The 15,737-nt window shown below is 47.1% G+C and carries 16 protein-coding genes; 11 read left to right on the top strand and 5 right to left on the bottom strand.

What is annotated here, in order from left to right; all coding sequences use genetic code 11:
• The first annotated feature begins 53 nt into the window (after positions 1-53).
• Positions 54-614 carry a TetR/AcrR family transcriptional regulator gene (locus HW447_RS07155; protein ID WP_176254640.1) on the top strand — a complete coding sequence of 187 codons (561 nt, stop codon included), beginning with the start codon at positions 54-56 and terminating at the stop codon, positions 612-614.
• 40 nt (positions 615-654) lie between these two features.
• Here the strand turns inward: HW447_RS07155 and HW447_RS07150 are convergent, their stop codons facing one another.
• Complete coding sequence (locus HW447_RS07150; RefSeq protein WP_176254639.1) at positions 655-945, bottom strand: DUF2316 family protein; 291 nt, start codon at positions 943-945, stop codon at positions 655-657.
• A gap of 398 nt (positions 946-1,343) precedes the next feature.
• Between HW447_RS07150 and HW447_RS07145 the strand changes: the two genes are divergently transcribed.
• The 3 genes from HW447_RS07145 (at position 1,344) to HW447_RS07135 (ending at position 3,274) form a co-directional block, all read left to right on the top strand.
• Positions 1,344-2,252, top strand: a complete 909-nt coding sequence (locus HW447_RS07145; protein WP_176254638.1) for a helix-turn-helix transcriptional regulator — start codon at positions 1,344-1,346, stop codon at positions 2,250-2,252.
• 106 nt (positions 2,253-2,358) lie between these two features.
• Positions 2,359-2,976: a DJ-1/PfpI family protein gene (locus tag HW447_RS07140; protein ID WP_176254637.1), complete on the top strand. Its 618-nt coding sequence runs from the start codon at positions 2,359-2,361 to the stop codon at positions 2,974-2,976.
• Positions 2,951-3,274, top strand: coding sequence for a TfoX/Sxy family protein (locus tag HW447_RS07135; RefSeq protein WP_243176234.1), 324 nt, complete (start codon positions 2,951-2,953; stop codon positions 3,272-3,274). Before HW447_RS07140 ends, HW447_RS07135 begins: the two co-directional genes overlap by 26 nt.
• 87 nt (positions 3,275-3,361) lie before the next feature.
• On the opposite strand, the gene hcp is transcribed toward HW447_RS07135, so the two are convergent.
• Entirely contained in the window at positions 3,362-4,999 is a 1,638-nt protein-coding gene (gene hcp / locus HW447_RS07130; RefSeq protein WP_176254635.1) for a hydroxylamine reductase, read from the bottom strand.
• Between the two features lie 145 nt (positions 5,000-5,144).
• Complete coding sequence (locus tag HW447_RS07125) at positions 5,145-6,050, bottom strand: LysR family transcriptional regulator (RefSeq protein WP_176254634.1); 906 nt, start codon at positions 6,048-6,050, stop codon at positions 5,145-5,147.
• Between the two features lie 169 nt (positions 6,051-6,219).
• On the opposite strand from HW447_RS07125, the gene HW447_RS07120 reads away from it, so the two are divergent.
• Positions 6,220-6,690 (top strand): cupin domain-containing protein, encoded by a 471-nt coding sequence (locus HW447_RS07120; protein ID WP_176254633.1) that lies wholly within the window; start codon positions 6,220-6,222, stop codon positions 6,688-6,690.
• Between the two features lie 40 nt (positions 6,691-6,730).
• Here HW447_RS07120 and HW447_RS07115 read toward each other — a convergent pair whose 3' ends face one another.
• Complete coding sequence (locus HW447_RS07115) at positions 6,731-7,423, bottom strand: YjjG family noncanonical pyrimidine nucleotidase (RefSeq protein ID WP_176254632.1); 693 nt, start codon at positions 7,421-7,423, stop codon at positions 6,731-6,733.
• A 226-nt stretch (positions 7,424-7,649) separates the two neighbouring features.
• Between HW447_RS07115 and HW447_RS07110 the strand changes: the two genes are divergently transcribed.
• The 4 genes from HW447_RS07110 (at position 7,650) to HW447_RS18115 (ending at position 12,006) form a co-directional block, all read left to right on the top strand.
• Complete coding sequence (locus HW447_RS07110; RefSeq protein WP_176254631.1) at positions 7,650-8,996, top strand: hemolysin family protein; 1,347 nt, start codon at positions 7,650-7,652, stop codon at positions 8,994-8,996.
• Between the two features lie 169 nt (positions 8,997-9,165).
• The gene (locus HW447_RS07105; RefSeq protein WP_176254630.1) at positions 9,166-10,473 is read left to right on the top strand and encodes a CitMHS family transporter; all 1,308 of its coding nucleotides are present in this window, start codon (positions 9,166-9,168) and stop codon (positions 10,471-10,473) included.
• A 242-nt stretch (positions 10,474-10,715) separates the two neighbouring features.
• A complete protein-coding gene (locus HW447_RS07100; protein WP_176254629.1) occupies positions 10,716-11,864 on the top strand; it encodes a sodium ion-translocating decarboxylase subunit beta in 1,149 nt (382 codons plus the stop codon).
• A 13-nt stretch (positions 11,865-11,877) separates the two neighbouring features.
• Complete coding sequence (locus tag HW447_RS18115; protein WP_330589086.1) at positions 11,878-12,006, top strand: OadG-related small transporter subunit; 129 nt, start codon at positions 11,878-11,880, stop codon at positions 12,004-12,006.
• Between the two features lie 108 nt (positions 12,007-12,114).
• Here HW447_RS18115 and ychF read toward each other — a convergent pair whose 3' ends face one another.
• Positions 12,115-13,212 (bottom strand): redox-regulated ATPase YchF, encoded by a 1,098-nt coding sequence (ychF, locus tag HW447_RS07095; RefSeq protein WP_176254628.1) that lies wholly within the window; start codon positions 13,210-13,212, stop codon positions 12,115-12,117.
• A gap of 825 nt (positions 13,213-14,037) precedes the next feature.
• On the opposite strand from ychF, the gene HW447_RS07090 reads away from it, so the two are divergent.
• Both HW447_RS07090 and HW447_RS07085 read left to right on the top strand, forming a co-directional pair.
• Positions 14,038-14,775 carry an ABC transporter ATP-binding protein gene (locus tag HW447_RS07090; protein ID WP_176254627.1) on the top strand — a complete coding sequence of 246 codons (738 nt, stop codon included), beginning with the start codon at positions 14,038-14,040 and terminating at the stop codon, positions 14,773-14,775.
• Between the two features lie 14 nt (positions 14,776-14,789).
• Positions 14,790-15,707, top strand: coding sequence for a SufB/SufD family protein (locus HW447_RS07085; RefSeq protein ID WP_176254626.1), 918 nt, complete (start codon positions 14,790-14,792; stop codon positions 15,705-15,707).
• Positions 15,708-15,737 lie beyond the last annotated feature (30 nt).

The following is a 15,737-nucleotide window of genomic DNA, read 5'->3' as shown; positions in this document are numbered from 1 at the left end:
GCTGTATGGATGTTTTTTCCATGGGGACAGATGCTGTGAAAGGAGATTCGGATATGAGGATTACAAAGGAACCGGAAGTACGCAGGCAAGAGATATTAGACACTGCTCTCAGATTATTTGGGGAGCAGGGATATGAAAAGACCTCGATCGCTGATATTGCAAGGGCGATCGGTGTGGCACAGGGCTTATGCTATCGTTACTTTCCATCAAAAGAAACACTGTTTGACAGTGCCGTTGAGCAGTATGCAGATCAGCTGGTGGAGTCGTTTACAGGTATACAGATAAGCCGTGATCAAACATTGCGGCAGATGATTGAAACTATGCCAATTGTGGCGGAAGATCAGAATTCCTCTTATTATTCCGTTTTTCATGGTGCAAAAAATAAGAAATTTCACGATCAGCTTTCTATTAAAGTATGCGAAAAACTGGTGCCGATTGTAGAAAAACGGCTTCAAAAGGCGCAGCAAAAGGGCGAGATCCAGATGAAGGATCTGCAGACGGCTGCAATGTTCTGTGTGTATGGACAGCTTGGCATCCTGCTGGCCGATCATCTGGAGAAGGAGGAAAAAGTAAAGCGGATTCGAGAGTTTCTTATATTTGCATTGCATCTTTGACAGGTGTACCGCCTGATTATTCCGATACACTGTCCAGACGCTATGATTTTCTTCTCCAGGGTGTTTCATAGGAAAACCATTTGTTTGCCTGGTGGTCTGCAAGCCTTGAAAAAGGGTACATTTCTATTCCTCGCTCCTTTAGCTTGTCCTCCAAATAATCCCGGACTTTCCAGACATTCGAGGGGTCAGGGCGATTCATGGTAAGAACCCGGTTCAATTCTTCTCCTGAAATTTGAAGGTCAGACAGCGCAGAGTCTAAGTTTATATTTAATCTGCGGAAATTTTCCTGTAACTCTCTGGCAGTGTTTCTGGTTTGCATGGGTGTAAGCATACGATTCCTCCAATGATTGAAAACTGAAAGATTAAGGCCTTGGCGGATATACATGACCGGAAAATCCCAATAAACGTACCATATGGCTGCGCAGGTGCAATTCCTATGGGCCGTTTCATTTGGTCTGCTATAAGCAGGAGGCGTGTGTATCCTCTTATTGTTTATGATAGCATATACATAGATACTCTACAAGATATATCATCTTTGAAAATCACCGGCGGTTCTGTTTTGAGAGTGGTGCTTTTTTAGCGTATCGGCAGTACAGACCTTTTTTGTTTTATTTCCATATGTTATGATACCATATAACGATAGGACGTGTCACTTTTTTATGTATAGATAATAAACATGACATATAGGTGGCGTGTTTTATGTGTTAGGATATGGTTAGGGGGTGTGAAATGAAGATAGACAGACTTATAGGAATTCTTTCTGTTCTGCTGCGGCAGGAGGTCACAACAGCCCCGAAACTGGCTGAAATATTTGAGGTTTCCAGAAGGACTATTAACAGAGATATAGAAGATCTTTGCAGAGCAGGGATTCCCATACAGACAATTCAGGGGACTGGCGGCGGGATCCGCATCATGGAAGGCTATGCTATGGACAGGACGCTCCTTACCTCAAAGGATATGCAGATGATCATGGCCGGGCTGCGAAGCCTGGACAGTGTAAGCGGCAGTCAGTATTATGGGCAGCTTATGGAAAAAATAAAGCCAGGTTCCTCCGACCTGATCAGCGGGAGGGATTTTATATTGATCGATCTGTCCTCATGGTACAGAGAAGCCATAGAGCCGAAGCTGTCTCTTATCCAGACTGCCATTGAACAGCGCCATGAGATCTCCTTTGATTATTATGCGCCTGACAAAGAAAGCCACAGAACCATAGAACCTTATTTCCTGATATTTAAGTGGTCAAGCTGGTATGTGTATGGGTGGTGTAAAACGAGGGAGGATTTCAGGCTGTTTAAGCTTAACCGTATGGCGGAAATGAGCTGCGGGCAGGCGGTGTATGAGGTTCGAAAGGTGCCTGCTCCAGATCTGTCTGTGAAGAAACGGTTTCCCGGAGGCATATATGTGGAGGCAGTTTTTACGCCGGATGTAAAATGGCGTGTGGTGGAGGAGTACGGTCCGTATTGTTTTACAGAGGATAAAGCCGGAAACATCTGCTTTAAGGGGGAGTATACGGATTTTGAGAGTCTGGTATCATGGATGCTTACCTTTGGAGACAAAGTGACAGTGACAGAACCAAAGAAACTGAGAGACGAGCTTTTTAAAAGAGCGGGAAATATCGTAAAGAAATATGGAGGATAAAAAAATTGAAGACTCTGTGAGATGGCTGTGTCTGTTTCAGTATGACAGCCAACAGACAGGAAAAGAAAAATTCCACAAGGGAAAGAATACAGGAGGACAGCGGCAAATGAATACGGTCTTAATGGTATTAAAAAACTGCTACGCGGACTGGGAAGCTGCATATCTGGCAGCGGGGATACAGGAGCTGGGAGGCGAAGGATTCCAGCTAAAAACAGTTTCATGGTCATCGGATCCGGTAGTATCAATGGGGGGATTTCATGTGTGTGCGGATTATTCCATTGACAGCTGTCCGAAGGATTTTACAGGAATCATTCTGATCGGAGGAACAGGATGGAGAGAGGAGGATGCGGGAAAAATAAAACCGATATTACAGGAAGCGGAAAATGACGCCAAAGTGATCGGCGGTATTTGTGACGCAGCTGCATTTCTGGGGACGGCAGGTATTCTGAATACAGTGTTCCACACCTGCAACGATCGTGAGGATATGAAAGCCTGGGCGGGAGCTGTCTATTCGGCAGAGGAGAAATTTATTCCCCGGCAATGTGTGAGAGACAGAGGAATCGTTACAGCCAATGGCACGGCAGCATTGGAATTTGCCAGGGATGTTATGCTGGAACTGCAGATTTCAGATGAGAGTACCATTCTGAAATGGTATCAGTTCCATAAAAAGGGATTTTATGCCCAGGAGGGGGAGAACAGTGGCAACGACAAAGGAATTTCATGATTATGTATTAGAGCAGCTTCAAAAAGCCGGCCATGTTGCAACAAGGAAAATGATGGGGGAATACTGTGTTTATTTTAATGGAAAGCTGGCAGGAGATATTTGTGACAATACTCTGTTTTTAAAGCCGACAGAATCTGTCTTGCGATTGCTGCCTGATGCGGAGCGGGGATATCCCTATGAGGGTTCAAAAAGTTTAATGGTAATTGTGGAGGAAGTGGAAAATACAGAGCTGATGGAGCAGGTTATGAATGGTATGTATGAGGAATTGCCTGCGCCGAAAAAACCGCGTCATTCATAGATAAAGAGCCAGATCTCCTTAGCTGTGGATGGCAGGAAAAGCAGAAAACCGGCCCTGTGCGAAGAGTCGGTTTTCTGCCCCTTATTCTTATTCCCCGAAAAATATGGCGATATCCTCATTCACTGACCGGATTTGGGCGATTCCGAAATTCTCCGTCAGTACCTTTGCCACATTGGGGCTTAAAAAGGCCGGAAGTGTGGGGCCAAGATGGATGTTTTTCACTCCAAGGTGCAGCAGCGCCAGTAAAACGATCACTGCCTTCTGCTCATACCAGGCGATATTATAGATGATAGGAAGTTTATTGATATCATCTAAACCGAATACCTCCTTCAGCTTCAGCGCAATGACAGCCAGAGAATAGGAGTCATTACACTGTCCTGCATCCAGAACACGGGGAATACCATTTATATCGCCAAGATTTAGTTTGTTGTATTTGTATTTGGCGCAGCCGGCTGTCAGGATCACAGTGTCTTTTGGAAGGGCCTTTGCAAAGTCGGTATAGTAGCTGCGGCTCTTTGCCCTGCCATCGCAGCCGGCCATGACAACAAATTTTTTAATGGCCCCAGACTGAACGGCGGAAACGATCTGATCGGCCAGGGCCAGCACCTGGGCGTGAGCAAAGCCGCCGATGATCTGGCCGCGTTCGATTTCTGCGGGGGGAGGACACTGCTTTGCCTGAGTGATCAGGTCAGAAAAGTCTTTTATTTCCCCGATTTCTCCTCCGATATGGGTGCAGCCAGGAAAGCCTGCTGCGCCGGTGGTATAAAGCCGATGTTTATAGCTGTCCTTTGGAGGGACAATACAGTTGGTGGTCATAAGGATGGGGCCGTTGAAGGATTCAAATTCCTCCTTCTGCTTCCACCAGGCATTGCCGTAGTTGCCTTTAAAATGTGCATATTTCTTGAAGGCAGGGTAGTAGTGGGCCGGAAGCATTTCAGAGTGGGTATACACATCCACCCCGGTGCCTTCTGTCTGCTCCAGAAGCATTTCTAGATCCCTCAGGTCATGGCCGGAAACCAGAATACCGGGGTTTGTTCCAACGCCGATATCAACGGCTGTGATTTCCGGATTTCCGTATGCTTTCGTATTGGCCTCATCTAACAGCGCCATACCGGAAACACCATATTTACCAGTTTCCAGAACAAGCTGGATCAGATCCTGTACTGTAAGGGAATCATCCAGCGTCGCAGCCAGTGCTTTCTGGAGAAATGCATCTGTCTCAGGATCATTTTTTAAGAGTACATTTGCGTGCTTAGAGTAGGCGGATAAGCCTTTTAAGCCATAGGTAATCAGCTCCCGCAGGGAACGGATATCCTCATCTTTTGTAGAGAGAACACCGATCACGGCTGCCTTTGCAGCAAACTGAGAGCGGTCTTGTGACCAGAGGGCTGCCTCAGGGAGAGCAGCAGGAGCGCTTACCTGAGAAAGAAGGGCTGTCTTTACCGTAAGGGTATGCTCAATCTTGGAAATGATTGCCTCTTTGTCGAAATTTGCATTGGTGATGGTGGTAAAGAGGTTCAGTGTTATAAGATGGTCGATCGTTTCCTCTACGGCAACATTTTCCTGACGCAGCTGTGTGGTAACAGCAGCTAAACCTTTCGTCACCCAGACCAGAAGATCCTGCATGGCGGCAACATCGGGCTGCTTTCCACAGACGCCCACCCGTGTACAGCCTGTGCAGCCGGCAGTTTCCTGACATTGGTAACAAAACATATTAGATTCCATTATTATTTCCTCCTGTTGTATCCTTCGGCCGGACCGCCTTGCCTGCGGCCCGGTAAAGGGTGCGCGTGATAGATTTATAGATATGATTGATACGCTGATTATAGGAGAGAAGAAGAAAAAAATATGTTGTTACAACAACAAAATTTCATTTTTTTTGTAACGGTTCCTCCTCTGCTCCATGACACAGGCAGCAGAGTTTTATCACATCTTCTGGAGGATTCAGGGAATAAAGCAGTCCATAGGGAAGGGGAAAGTCCCAGTCCACGGGAAGCGTTACCAGTCCGGGATGGACTTCCTGCCAGCATTCGAGAATCACCATGGCGTTTTGGGTCTGGGCGCAGCGGTTAAAAACCTCCATATCATAAAACTGCGGCGTATCTTCAATCTCTATCTGTGGGTGACAGGAAATCTCAGCCCGAATCCTGTCTACCACAGAAGAATCCCCCTGTTTGACCATCATCAGGGTCTCGCCATAAAGATCCTGTATGGTCAGCCGCGCTTTTTTAGCCAGTCGGTGCTCCCTGGAAAGAGCGATACAGTGCTGATAAACGCCCAATGGCTGAAAATTGCAGTGATCCAGCCAGATAGCAGAATCGCAGGCTCCGATCAGAAAGTCAAATTTTTTACCCAGGGAAGAGATTTCCGACACAATCCCCTGGTGATTGTCCTCAAAAGGCACAATATGGAGCTTATATCCGGGAAAATGGTCTTTGACCTGATACCACAGATCCATAAAGGGCCTGCAGGGATTTAAAAGAGAGGTGCCGATACAGAACGTAGTGTCTGCCGTGCCGGCAGCCTGTTTTGCTTCTTCTATGGCCTTGTCTGAATAATCAAACAGGAAACGGGCATGGCGGTAGATTACCTTTCCGGCAGCCGTCAGACGGATTCCCTGGCTGGTGCGGTCAAACAGCTTCATATCCAGATGCTTTTCCAGGGCATTGATCTTTTTCATGACAGCAGGCGGGGAAATATATAATTGTTCTGCAGCCTTATTAAAGCTGCCGCAGTCTGCCACGCAGACAAAAACCGTAAGCTGGCTGTTGAACATGGGAAATAACCTCCTTTTAAACAGGCGCAGCCATTAGCGGCCGCATGAGTATTAAGGTTTGGTTAATGCGATATTATCATTTTGGTTCTTCCATGTCAAGAAAGAGAAAGATACAATAATTAAAAGAAATGGAAACAGATCAGAGTGCAGATACGAAAGGAGATCAGCAATGAAAACAACGGATAAAATTTATAATCAGGCAGATTTTGAAACGGCAAATGTATTTGGGACAGGAAATCCAAACACAGCATTCGCAGCCTATTTTACAGGAAATTCCTATTTAAATCCTCTGACTGAAATGGGAAAGGCGCCGGTATTTCTGGCAAATGTGAGCTTTGAGCCGGGATGCCGCAATAACTGGCACATCCATCGGGCGGCAGAAGGAGGCGGCCAGATCCTGATCTGCACCGCAGGAGAAGGCTGGTATCAGGAGGAAGGAAAAGCGCCGGTCAGTCTGCGGCCGGGAATGGTGGTTGTCATTCCTCCCAACGTCCGTCACTGGCACGGAGCAAAAGCGGATTCCTGGTTCAGCCACATTGCCTTTGAGGCTCCAGGCCGGGAACTTAGCAATGAATGGTGTGAGCCGGTGACAGATGAGGAATACGGCTGTCTGGCAGCGCAAGAGGGCTCACGGAAATAAAGAAGAAATGAAGCAAAGCCGGTAGAAGCGGGGACTCTTTTTACATTGTCTCCAGTACGCCAGGCAGTTCCTTTAAGGTTTTGATCATACAGTCAGGACGGACTGCCCCGGTGTTTGTGGATTTTATGAGTTCCTGGTTAAACCAGACCGTTTTGATTCCGGCATTGATTCCGCCCAATATATCCGAACTCAGACTGTCCCCGACCATAACCGCCTCTTCTGTTTTAAAATCCGGTATGTTCTGAAAGCAGCGCTCAAAAAAATCTTTGGAGGGCTTATTACAGTCCAGCTCCTCTGAAATAAATACATATTCAAAATATCTTCGGATCCCGGCGCTTTTGAGCCGGCTGTTCTGCACTGCGGCTGTGCCGTTGGTAGCCAGATACAGCTTATATCTTCCGTAAAGGGAATCTAAAAGCCATTCCGCCCCGTCTATAAAATAATGTCCCACAGCAAGCAGTTCCTCATAGATACGGGCTGCTTCCTGTGGGGAAGCATCTGTTCCAAGCTCATTAAAAAGCAGCTGGTACCGCCGTATTTTTACCTGCTCCCTGGTAAGCGTTCCAAGCTCCAAAAGCTTCCACTGCGCCAGATTCAGCTGGCTGTAGCGTCGGATTACTGCTTCCGGGCATTCAATCCCCAGAGTGTTCAGCGTCTTTTTTACTGCAATCGCTTCCGCTTTGCTGAAATCCAGAAGGGTATTGTCAAGGTCCATGAAAACGTGTCTGATCATTTTTTAGCTCCTTATGTGTAAATTCTGCCGCCTGCGGCTGACCTGTTTATATACGGCTACTTTAACACAGATCGGCGGCTGCGTAAATACAGATTGGCCGTCTGATGGGGGATGTAAAAAATTTTTGCTGACAAATTCCCTTCTTTTCAGTATAATGTAGCTTATACATATTAACCGTTCCCGGACACAGATTCGGGACGCCGCAAAAAAGGAGGAATTTTTCACTATGGAATCCGATCCACAATCGGCCAGTATCATCACACAGCTGCTCATCCTGCTGGTCTTAACTCTGATCAACGCATTTTTCTCAGGATCTGAGATGGCTGTGGTATCTGTCAACAAAAACAAGATCCACCGTCTGGCGGAGCAGGGCAATAAAAATGCCGCCCTGATCGAGCGCCTGATGGAGGATTCAACGGTCTTTCTCTCTACCATCCAGGTGGCTATCACCCTGGCGGGCTTCTTCTCCAGCGCATCGGCGGCGACAGGTATCGCCCAGGAGCTGGCAGTAAAGATGAACCAGTGGAACGTGCCCTACAGCCAGACGGTAGCGGGAATCGTTGTAACGGTGATCCTGGCCTATTTTAATCTGGTCTTTGGTGAACTTGTGCCAAAGCGGATCGCTCTTCAGAAGGCAGAGGGCTTCAGTCTTTTCTGCGTAGGCCCGGTTTATTTTATCTCGCGGGTCATGAACCCGTTTATCCGTCTGCTCACCCTGTCTACCAGCGGCATTTTGAAGCTTCTGGGGATGCACAGTGAGACTCTGGAGACGGATGTTTCCGAGGAGGAGATTAAGTCTCTTTTAGAGACAGGAAGCGAAAATGGCGTGTTTAATGAGATCGAAAAGGAGATGATCACATCCATTTTCTCCTTTGACGATAAGAAAGCCAGAGAGGTTATGGTTTCCAGACAAGATATGGTGGCCATCGACATTGAAGAGCCGATGGAGTCGTATCTGGATGAGATTTTGCAGTCCATGCACTCCAAGATCCCAGTTTATGAAGGGGATATGGACAACATCATTGGTATTCTGTCAACCAAGCTTCTGGTACTCCAGGCCAGGGAAACGTCCTTTGAGGAATTGGATATCCGCTCCCTTCTGCTCCCGCCTTATTTTGTGCCGGAAAATCTCCGCACGGACGCCTTATTTGAACAGATGCAGGCCAAAAAGGAGAAAATGGCCATTCTGGTAGACGAGTACGGAGGCGTATCCGGTATGGTTACGCTGGAGGATCTGATCGAGGAGATCGTGGGAGATATCCATGAGAAATACGAGGAAGAAGAGCCCGAGCTCATGGAGATCGAGCCCAACCGGGTCTACCGTGTATCAGGAAGCATTTCCCTTTTTGATCTGAAAGAAGAACTGCACCTGCACATGGACAGCGCCTGCGATACGCTTTCGGGGTATCTGATGGAACTTCTGGGCCATATTCCTGAGGAGGAGGAACTTCCTCTGACGGTTCAGACGGAGGAAGCAGATTATGAGATCCAGTCTGTGGAGGACAGGGTTATTGACAGGATAAAGCTTACATTAAAAGAGCTGCCTGGAACAGAGGAAGAGGAGGAAAAGTGAAGATTTTAGCATTATTTTAACAAATCTTAATGGATTGTAAGAATAAACACTGATTCCTTTAAGAAACGCCAGATATAATACAAGCTATCAAATGTGCGTATGCCCGGCAGTCCGGGAATGGCGCATCCCGGACGAAAGGGTGCGTTAACGTGCAAAAGGAGGGTTTTGTATGTATCTGGCGTTACTTGGTTTTGGCATGATCATCGTATTTATGGCACTGATCATGGCAAAGAAGCTCAGCCCATTTACCTCTCTGATCCTGGTTCCTATCCTTTTTGGCCTTTTAGCCGGTTATGGCTGGGATACCTTCGGCTATGCCATGGACGGGATCAAGAGCGTGGCTTCCACTTTCGCAATGATGACTTTTGCGATCCTGTATTTCGGCGTTATGCTGCTTACGGGAATGTTTGACCCTATGGTAGACAGGGTGGTAGCCTGGTGTAAGGGCGATCCGTTAAAGGTTTTAGTTGGAACAGCGGTTCTGGCAGCCTTTGTGTCTCTGGACGGAGACGGAACCACAACCGTTATGATCTGCTGTACGGCTCTGATCCCTATTTACAACCGTCTGGGGATCAAAAAGATCTACCTGGCAAATCTGATCATCTTACAGAACTGTATCATGAATCTGATTCCATGGGGCGGCCCTACAGCCCGCGTTATGTCCGTTATGCATCTGGATGCAGGTGAGATTCTGGCGCCTCTGGTGCCTGGAATGGCTCTTTCTGCTATTTATGTCATCGGCGTTGCCTACTACCTGGGCATCAAGGAGAGGAAGCGTCTGGGCGTGCGCAAGGATGTGGTTAATGAGGTTCACACCGTGGAGACTTCCGAGGAAGAACAGGAATGGAAGCGTCCAAACCGCCTCTGGATCAATCTGATTCTTACAGCTGCTATCATCGTTTCCCTGATCATGGGTCTTGCTTCTTCCGCAATCCTCTTTGGTGTGGGAACTGCGCTGGCACTGGTAATCAATTATCCAAATCAGAAGGTTCAGAGAAAGGTAATCAGCTCTCTGGCTCCTGATATGATCAATGTAGTTATGATGGTTCTTGGCGCAGGCGTACTTATGGGCGTATTAAACGGCCCGGAAAATGCCGGTATGTCAAATGCCATTGCAGAACTTCTGGTATCTGTAATTCCTGAGTCTCTGGGACGCTATTTTGCAGTGATTATTGCAGTAATCAGCGCTCCGGGTACATACTTGTTAAACAACGACGCTTTCTACTACGGCGTTCTGCCTCCGCTGGCTGCTACTGCTCAGGCTTATGGCTTTACAGACCTGCAGATCGGCTTTGCAGCCCTTATGGGACAGGCGTTCCATTTCTTAAGCCCGCTGGTTCCGTTCATCTACCTTCTGATGGACCAGACCGAAATCACCCTGGCTCAGTATCAGGGATATATTTTCCGCTGGTGCGTAGGTATTTTCGCTATCTTTATGGTGGTGGGACTTGCACTGGGATATCTGCCGATTTTGTAAATGCAACAGCGGTTCAGGAAGAAATGCTGTCCTGAATAGTTATAAGAAATAAATGGAATATTGCAAAAAATTAGCAGACAAACAGTAAAAAATCAGTTATAATATGAGTGTTATGCGGAAGTGGGACGACCTGCCGTAGGGATTTTGAACGGCGGCCGTCCCCAATCTGCGCAAAAAATACTGCAAATGTGTACAAAGATGGAGAGTTTTCCCTGTACACTGCATAACAAGGAGGAGAAACAATGAGTTTTCTATTGGAAGGAATCCTGGCAGTCACCTGGCAGCAGCTGGTCATGTATATTGTAGGTATCGTACTGATCTGGCTGGCTGTAAAGAAGGAATATGAGCCTTCCCTGCTGCTTCCCCTGGGATTTGGAGCCATTCTGGTAAATCTGCCCTATTCTGGAGTGATTGATCAGATGGTTCAGGGAAAAGTACCTGCTGCAGGTATCATCCAGTGGCTGTTTGAGTCCGGCATTGAGGCTTCTGAGGCCATGCCCATCCTGCTGTTTATCGGTATCGGAGCCATGATCGACTTCGGTCCTTTATTAAGCCAGCCGGTGCTGTTCTTATTCGGTGCTGCGGCACAGTTTGGTATCTTTGCGGCTATCCTGATTGCCTGCCTGCTGGGCTTTGATTTAAAGGACGCGGCTTCCATCGGTATCATCGGCGCGGCAGACGGCCCTACATCCATCCTGGTATCCCAGGTGCTGGGCTCCAACTACATGGGCCCCATTGCGGTGGCCGCTTATTCCTATATGGCTCTGGTGCCGATCATTCAGCCCTTTGCTATTAAGCTTGTAACTACCCATAAAGAACGCTGCATCCATATGGAATATAATCCAAAGAGTGTAAATAAGACCCTGAGGATCGCTTTCCCGATCGCAGTTACCATTATCGTAGGCTTTATTTCTCCTCAGTCCGTAGCACTGGTAGGTTTCCTTATGTTCGGCAACCTGCTGCGTGAGTGTGGCGTACTTAACAGCTTAAGCCAGGCAGCTCAGAACGAACTGGCAAATATAATTACCCTGCTTCTTGGTATTACCATTTCCTTCAGCATGAAGGCGGAGCAGTTCGTAAATCCGGCAACCCTGATGATCATGGGCTTAGGTCTGGTGGCCTTTGTATTCGACACCATCGGCGGTGTGCTCTTTGCAAAGTTAGTCAATGTATTCCTGAAGATGGCAGGCAAGAACCCTGTTAATCCTATGATCGGCGGCTGCGGTATCTCTGCATTCCCCATGTCTTCCCGCGTAGTACAGAAGATGGCGGCAGAAGCAGAGCCGGGCAACATCATCCTGATGCAGGCAGCCGGTACCAACGTATCCGGTCAGGTAGCCTCTGTAATCGCAGGCGGCCTGGTGATCAGCATTGTCACACAGTATCTGTAAGGAGGAAATACGCATGAATAACGTAGAGATTGCTCTGGAGATCATGGCAAAAGGAATGGGCGGTATTTTCGTAGCCATCTTTGTGATCATGGTGGCAGTGATTGTTCTTGGAAAACTGACTTCCGGAAAGAAAGAGCAGTAGGAAATAAAATGTAATAATAAAAACTCCCGGTCTCCAGGATGGTTAGAAGCCATCCTGAAGACCGGGAGTTTTTTGCTGTAAACGCATCAGAAGAGGATGCAGACTGGATTATACGTTGAAGCGGAAGAGTACCACATCGCCGTCCTTCATTACATATTCTTTGCCTTCGGAACGAACCAGCCCCTTTTCTTTGGCTGCGTTCATGCTGCCGCAGGACATGAGATCATCGTAATTTACCACTTCGGCACGGATAAAGCCTCTCTCAAAATCGCTGTGGATCTTGCCCGCAGCCTGAGGTGCTTTCGTTCCTACCTTGATGGTCCAGGCTCTGGATTCCTGAGGGCCGGCAGTCAGATAGCTCATAAGGCCCAGGATCCGGTAACTGGCGGCAATCAGCTTTTCAAGGCCGGATTCCTTCAAACCCAGATCATCCAGAAACATCTTCTTTTCGTCGTCCTCAAGTTCTGCGATTTCCTGTTCAATCTCCGCGCAGATCACGAATACCTCACAGTCATTCTCACCGGCAAACTGACGGACTTCAGAAACATATGGGTTGGAAACGCCGTCATCAGCCAGATCATCCTCAGAAACATTGGCGGCAAAAATCACCGGTTTCCAGGTAAGAAGATCCAGGGAATTGATAAACGCGCGGTCGTCCTCATCATCCGCCTCAAAGCTGCGGGCTAATTTGCCCTCCTCCAGATGAGCCTTGATAGCCTTTAAAAGCTCCACTTCCTTAGCCAGTTCCTTGTTGTTGAAAGCGCCCTTGGACTGCTTGGCAATGCGGCGCTCTAGGATCTCAATATCAGAGAATACCAGCTCCAGGTTAATGGTTTCAATGTCACGAACAGGATCTACGCTTCCGTCTACATGGATCACGTTTGGATCGTCAAAGCAGCGGACTACATGGACGATAGCATCGACCTCGCGGATATTGGACAGGAACTGATTTCCCAGTCCCTCGCCCTTGGAAGCCCCTTTTACCAGACCGGCGATATCTACAAACTCGATTACTGCATGAGTGGTTTTTTCTGAATGATACATTGAGGTCAGCTTGTCCAAACGCTCATCCGGCACTGGTACAACGCCTACATTAGGGTCAATGGTGCAGAAGGGATAGTTGGCCGACTCTGCCCCTGCCTTGGTCAGGGAATTAAAAAGAGTGCTCTTGCCTACATTGGGGAGTCCTACGATACCTAATTTCATTTTTATCTTTACCTGTTCAGAAACCCTTGTAATTTTGCGGGTTTCTGCCTTTCTCTATATTTTTATTACACCTTTTTACGCCTTTTTTCAAATCATGGGTGCAGCTGATTCAGATTGCTGAGCAGCTTTTATAAGGGATTCGTCCGTGACATAGACATATAGGTCTATTGTTGTTATGAGGCTTGCCCGATAATTTCATAATTGTATTCGGTACGGGGGAATAAATTATATTAGCAGTCCAATAATTAAACCATTCCCGGCAGTGTCAAAAAATATTTTTCTTTGCCTTTACCGCACGCCTTACCTTTTAAAGTTTTTTCCTATATCGGACTCCTTTCAGCAAAAAAAGGACTTAACGCAAGTATAAAGTATAGCATAAAGCCTCCTTTTTTTCAATCTTATGGGACTAATATTCTGTTGTTTAGGGGGCGTATAATTAGAGTTTCTGGCGAATATATTCTTCAAGCTCATGTTTGTTCATATACAATCATACACCTCTTTTTCTAAAATTACAGCATGAACCGTAAAAATATAGATAGTTCATCTAAAGAGCAAAGTACAGAATTTTTGGCAGTTTTCCAACAAGAAACCCGGCATCTGCACTCCCTTAGCCATTCTTTCAGAGAAGAAGCTGGGGATGCGGTGCAAATGCTGCAGACATTTTTTGCCGTGAGTGGTAAATTATAATAGTAATTTAGCTGTAAATAGTATATACTGTAGGTTGTGCGGCTTTTTGGCCCCCAAGGGAAAACATAAAAGTATACATTCTGAGCGCCAAACGGCTTTGAACGTATACAGAAGAAAAAGAGAGGTAGGAGTGTCATTATGCTTAGATTGGAAAATCTCTCCTTTGAAGTAAATGATGAAAAGGGAGAAAAGGGCATTATCAAGGATATAAGCCTGACCGTAGATGACGGGAAATTCGTGGTGATCACAGGTCCAAATGGCGGAGGTAAGTCTACCACAGCAAAACTGATCATGGGAATTGAGCATCCCACGGGAGGAAAAATCTGGTTTGACGGAGAGGATATTACAGAAAAGAGTATTACAGATCGGGCAAAGATGGGAATCAGCTTTGCATTCCAGCAGCCGGTGCGTTTTAAGGGAGTTCAGGTTATTGACCTTTTACGTCTGGCTTCCGGCAAGAAACTGACCGTATCTGAGGCCTGTCAGTACCTGTCTGAAGTGGGACTCTGTGCCAAGGATTACATTAACCGCGAGGTCAACAGCAGCTTATCCGGCGGAGAGTTAAAGAGAATTGAGATTGCTACCATTCTTGCCAGAGGGGCCAAGCTTTCTGTATTTGACGAGCCGGAGGCCGGCATTGACTTATGGAGCTTCCAGAACCTGATTCAGGTGTTTGAGAGGATGCGTCAGAATACAAAGGGCTCCATCCTGATCATTTCCCATCAGGAGCGTATTTTAAATATTGCAGATGAAATTATTGTGATCGCAGATGGAAAAATCGTAAATCAGGGTACAAGGGATGAGATCATGCCAAAGATCATGGGAACAGCTTCTGCAGTGGATGCCTGTTTTGGTTTCCTTGATTCCGTGCAGTAAGGGAGGACAAGAGGATGGATCAGATCGAAGAGAGATTATTAGAGGAAGTGGCTGACCTTCACGGTGTACCGGAGGGAGCCTACAATATCCGCGCCAACGGACAGATGGCCGGAAGAAATACAACGGCAAATATTGATATTGCCACCAAGACCGACAAGCCTGGGATTGATATCCGCATCAAGCCGGGAACAAAGCATGAGAGCGTTCATATCCCGGTAGTTTTAAGCGCCAGCGGTTTAAAAGAGGTGGTATATAATGATTTCTACATCGGAGATGACGCGGATGTGGTAATTGTTGCAGGCTGCGGCATCCACAACTGCGGCGTTCAGGATTCTGAGCATGACGGTATTCACCGTTTCTTTGTAGGCAGAAATGCAAAGGTAAAATATGTTGAGAAGCATTACGGTGAAGGTGAGGGCACAGGAAAGCGCATTTTAAATCCGGGAACAGAGGTATATATGGAAGAAAACAGCCTCATGGAGATGGAAATGGTTCAGATTAGGGGCGTAGATTCTACCATCCGCACCAACAAGGCTCAGCTGGCCGCAGGCGCCAAGCTGCTGGTTCGGGAGCGCCTTCTGACCCACGGCGATCAGACAGCGGAAAGCGTGTATGATGTGGAACTTAACGGCGATGATTCCAGTGCGGATGTGGTATCCCGTTCTGTTGCAAAGGACCGCTCACGGCAGGTATTTAAGTCCAATATCATTGGAAATGCAAAGTGCAGCGGCCATACGGAGTGTGACGCCATTATCATGGACGATGCAAAGATCGTGGCAGTCCCTGGTCTGGTGGCGGACAATATTGATGCGGCATTGATCCATGAGGCTGCCATCGGAAAGATCGCAGGAGAGCAGATTATCAAGCTGATGACGCTGGGACTGACAGAGGAAGAGGCTGAGGCGCAGATCGTAAACGGATTCCTGAAATAATAAGGGAACGAAATGTATTTTAAATAAAAA

Origin of the sequence: Enterocloster alcoholdehydrogenati, from assembly GCF_013282095.1 — a bacterium.
GTDB lineage: Bacteria > Bacillota > Clostridia > Lachnospirales > Lachnospiraceae > Enterocloster > Enterocloster alcoholdehydrogenati.
The sequence above is the reverse complement of the archived record's forward strand: the minus strand, read 5'-3'. Positions and strand labels throughout refer to the sequence as shown.

Coding starts and splice junctions, on each gene's coding strand:
- HW447_RS07120 (WP_176254633.1), top strand. CDS start 6,220: ATGAAAACAACGGATAAAATTTATAATCAGGCAGATTTTGAAACGGCA.
- HW447_RS07150 (WP_176254639.1), bottom strand. CDS start 945: ATGCTTACACCCATGCAAACCAGAAACACTGCCAGAGAGTTACAGGAA.
- HW447_RS07125 (WP_176254634.1), bottom strand. CDS start 6,050: ATGTTCAACAGCCAGCTTACGGTTTTTGTCTGCGTGGCAGACTGCGGC.
- HW447_RS07115 (WP_176254632.1), bottom strand. CDS start 7,423: ATGATCAGACACGTTTTCATGGACCTTGACAATACCCTTCTGGATTTC.
- HW447_RS07105 (WP_176254630.1), top strand. CDS start 9,166: ATGTATCTGGCGTTACTTGGTTTTGGCATGATCATCGTATTTATGGCA.
- HW447_RS18115 (WP_330589086.1), top strand. CDS start 11,878: ATGAATAACGTAGAGATTGCTCTGGAGATCATGGCAAAAGGAATGGGC.
- HW447_RS07110 (WP_176254631.1), top strand. CDS start 7,650: ATGGAATCCGATCCACAATCGGCCAGTATCATCACACAGCTGCTCATC.
- HW447_RS07155 (WP_176254640.1), top strand. CDS start 54: ATGAGGATTACAAAGGAACCGGAAGTACGCAGGCAAGAGATATTAGAC.
- HW447_RS07085 (WP_176254626.1), top strand. CDS start 14,790: ATGGATCAGATCGAAGAGAGATTATTAGAGGAAGTGGCTGACCTTCAC.
- HW447_RS07140 (WP_176254637.1), top strand. CDS start 2,359: ATGAATACGGTCTTAATGGTATTAAAAAACTGCTACGCGGACTGGGAA.
- HW447_RS07145 (WP_176254638.1), top strand. CDS start 1,344: ATGAAGATAGACAGACTTATAGGAATTCTTTCTGTTCTGCTGCGGCAG.
- HW447_RS07100 (WP_176254629.1), top strand. CDS start 10,716: ATGAGTTTTCTATTGGAAGGAATCCTGGCAGTCACCTGGCAGCAGCTG.
- hcp (WP_176254635.1), bottom strand. CDS start 4,999: ATGGAATCTAATATGTTTTGTTACCAATGTCAGGAAACTGCCGGCTGC.
- HW447_RS07090 (WP_176254627.1), top strand. CDS start 14,038: ATGCTTAGATTGGAAAATCTCTCCTTTGAAGTAAATGATGAAAAGGGA.
- ychF (WP_176254628.1), bottom strand. CDS start 13,212: ATGAAATTAGGTATCGTAGGACTCCCCAATGTAGGCAAGAGCACTCTT.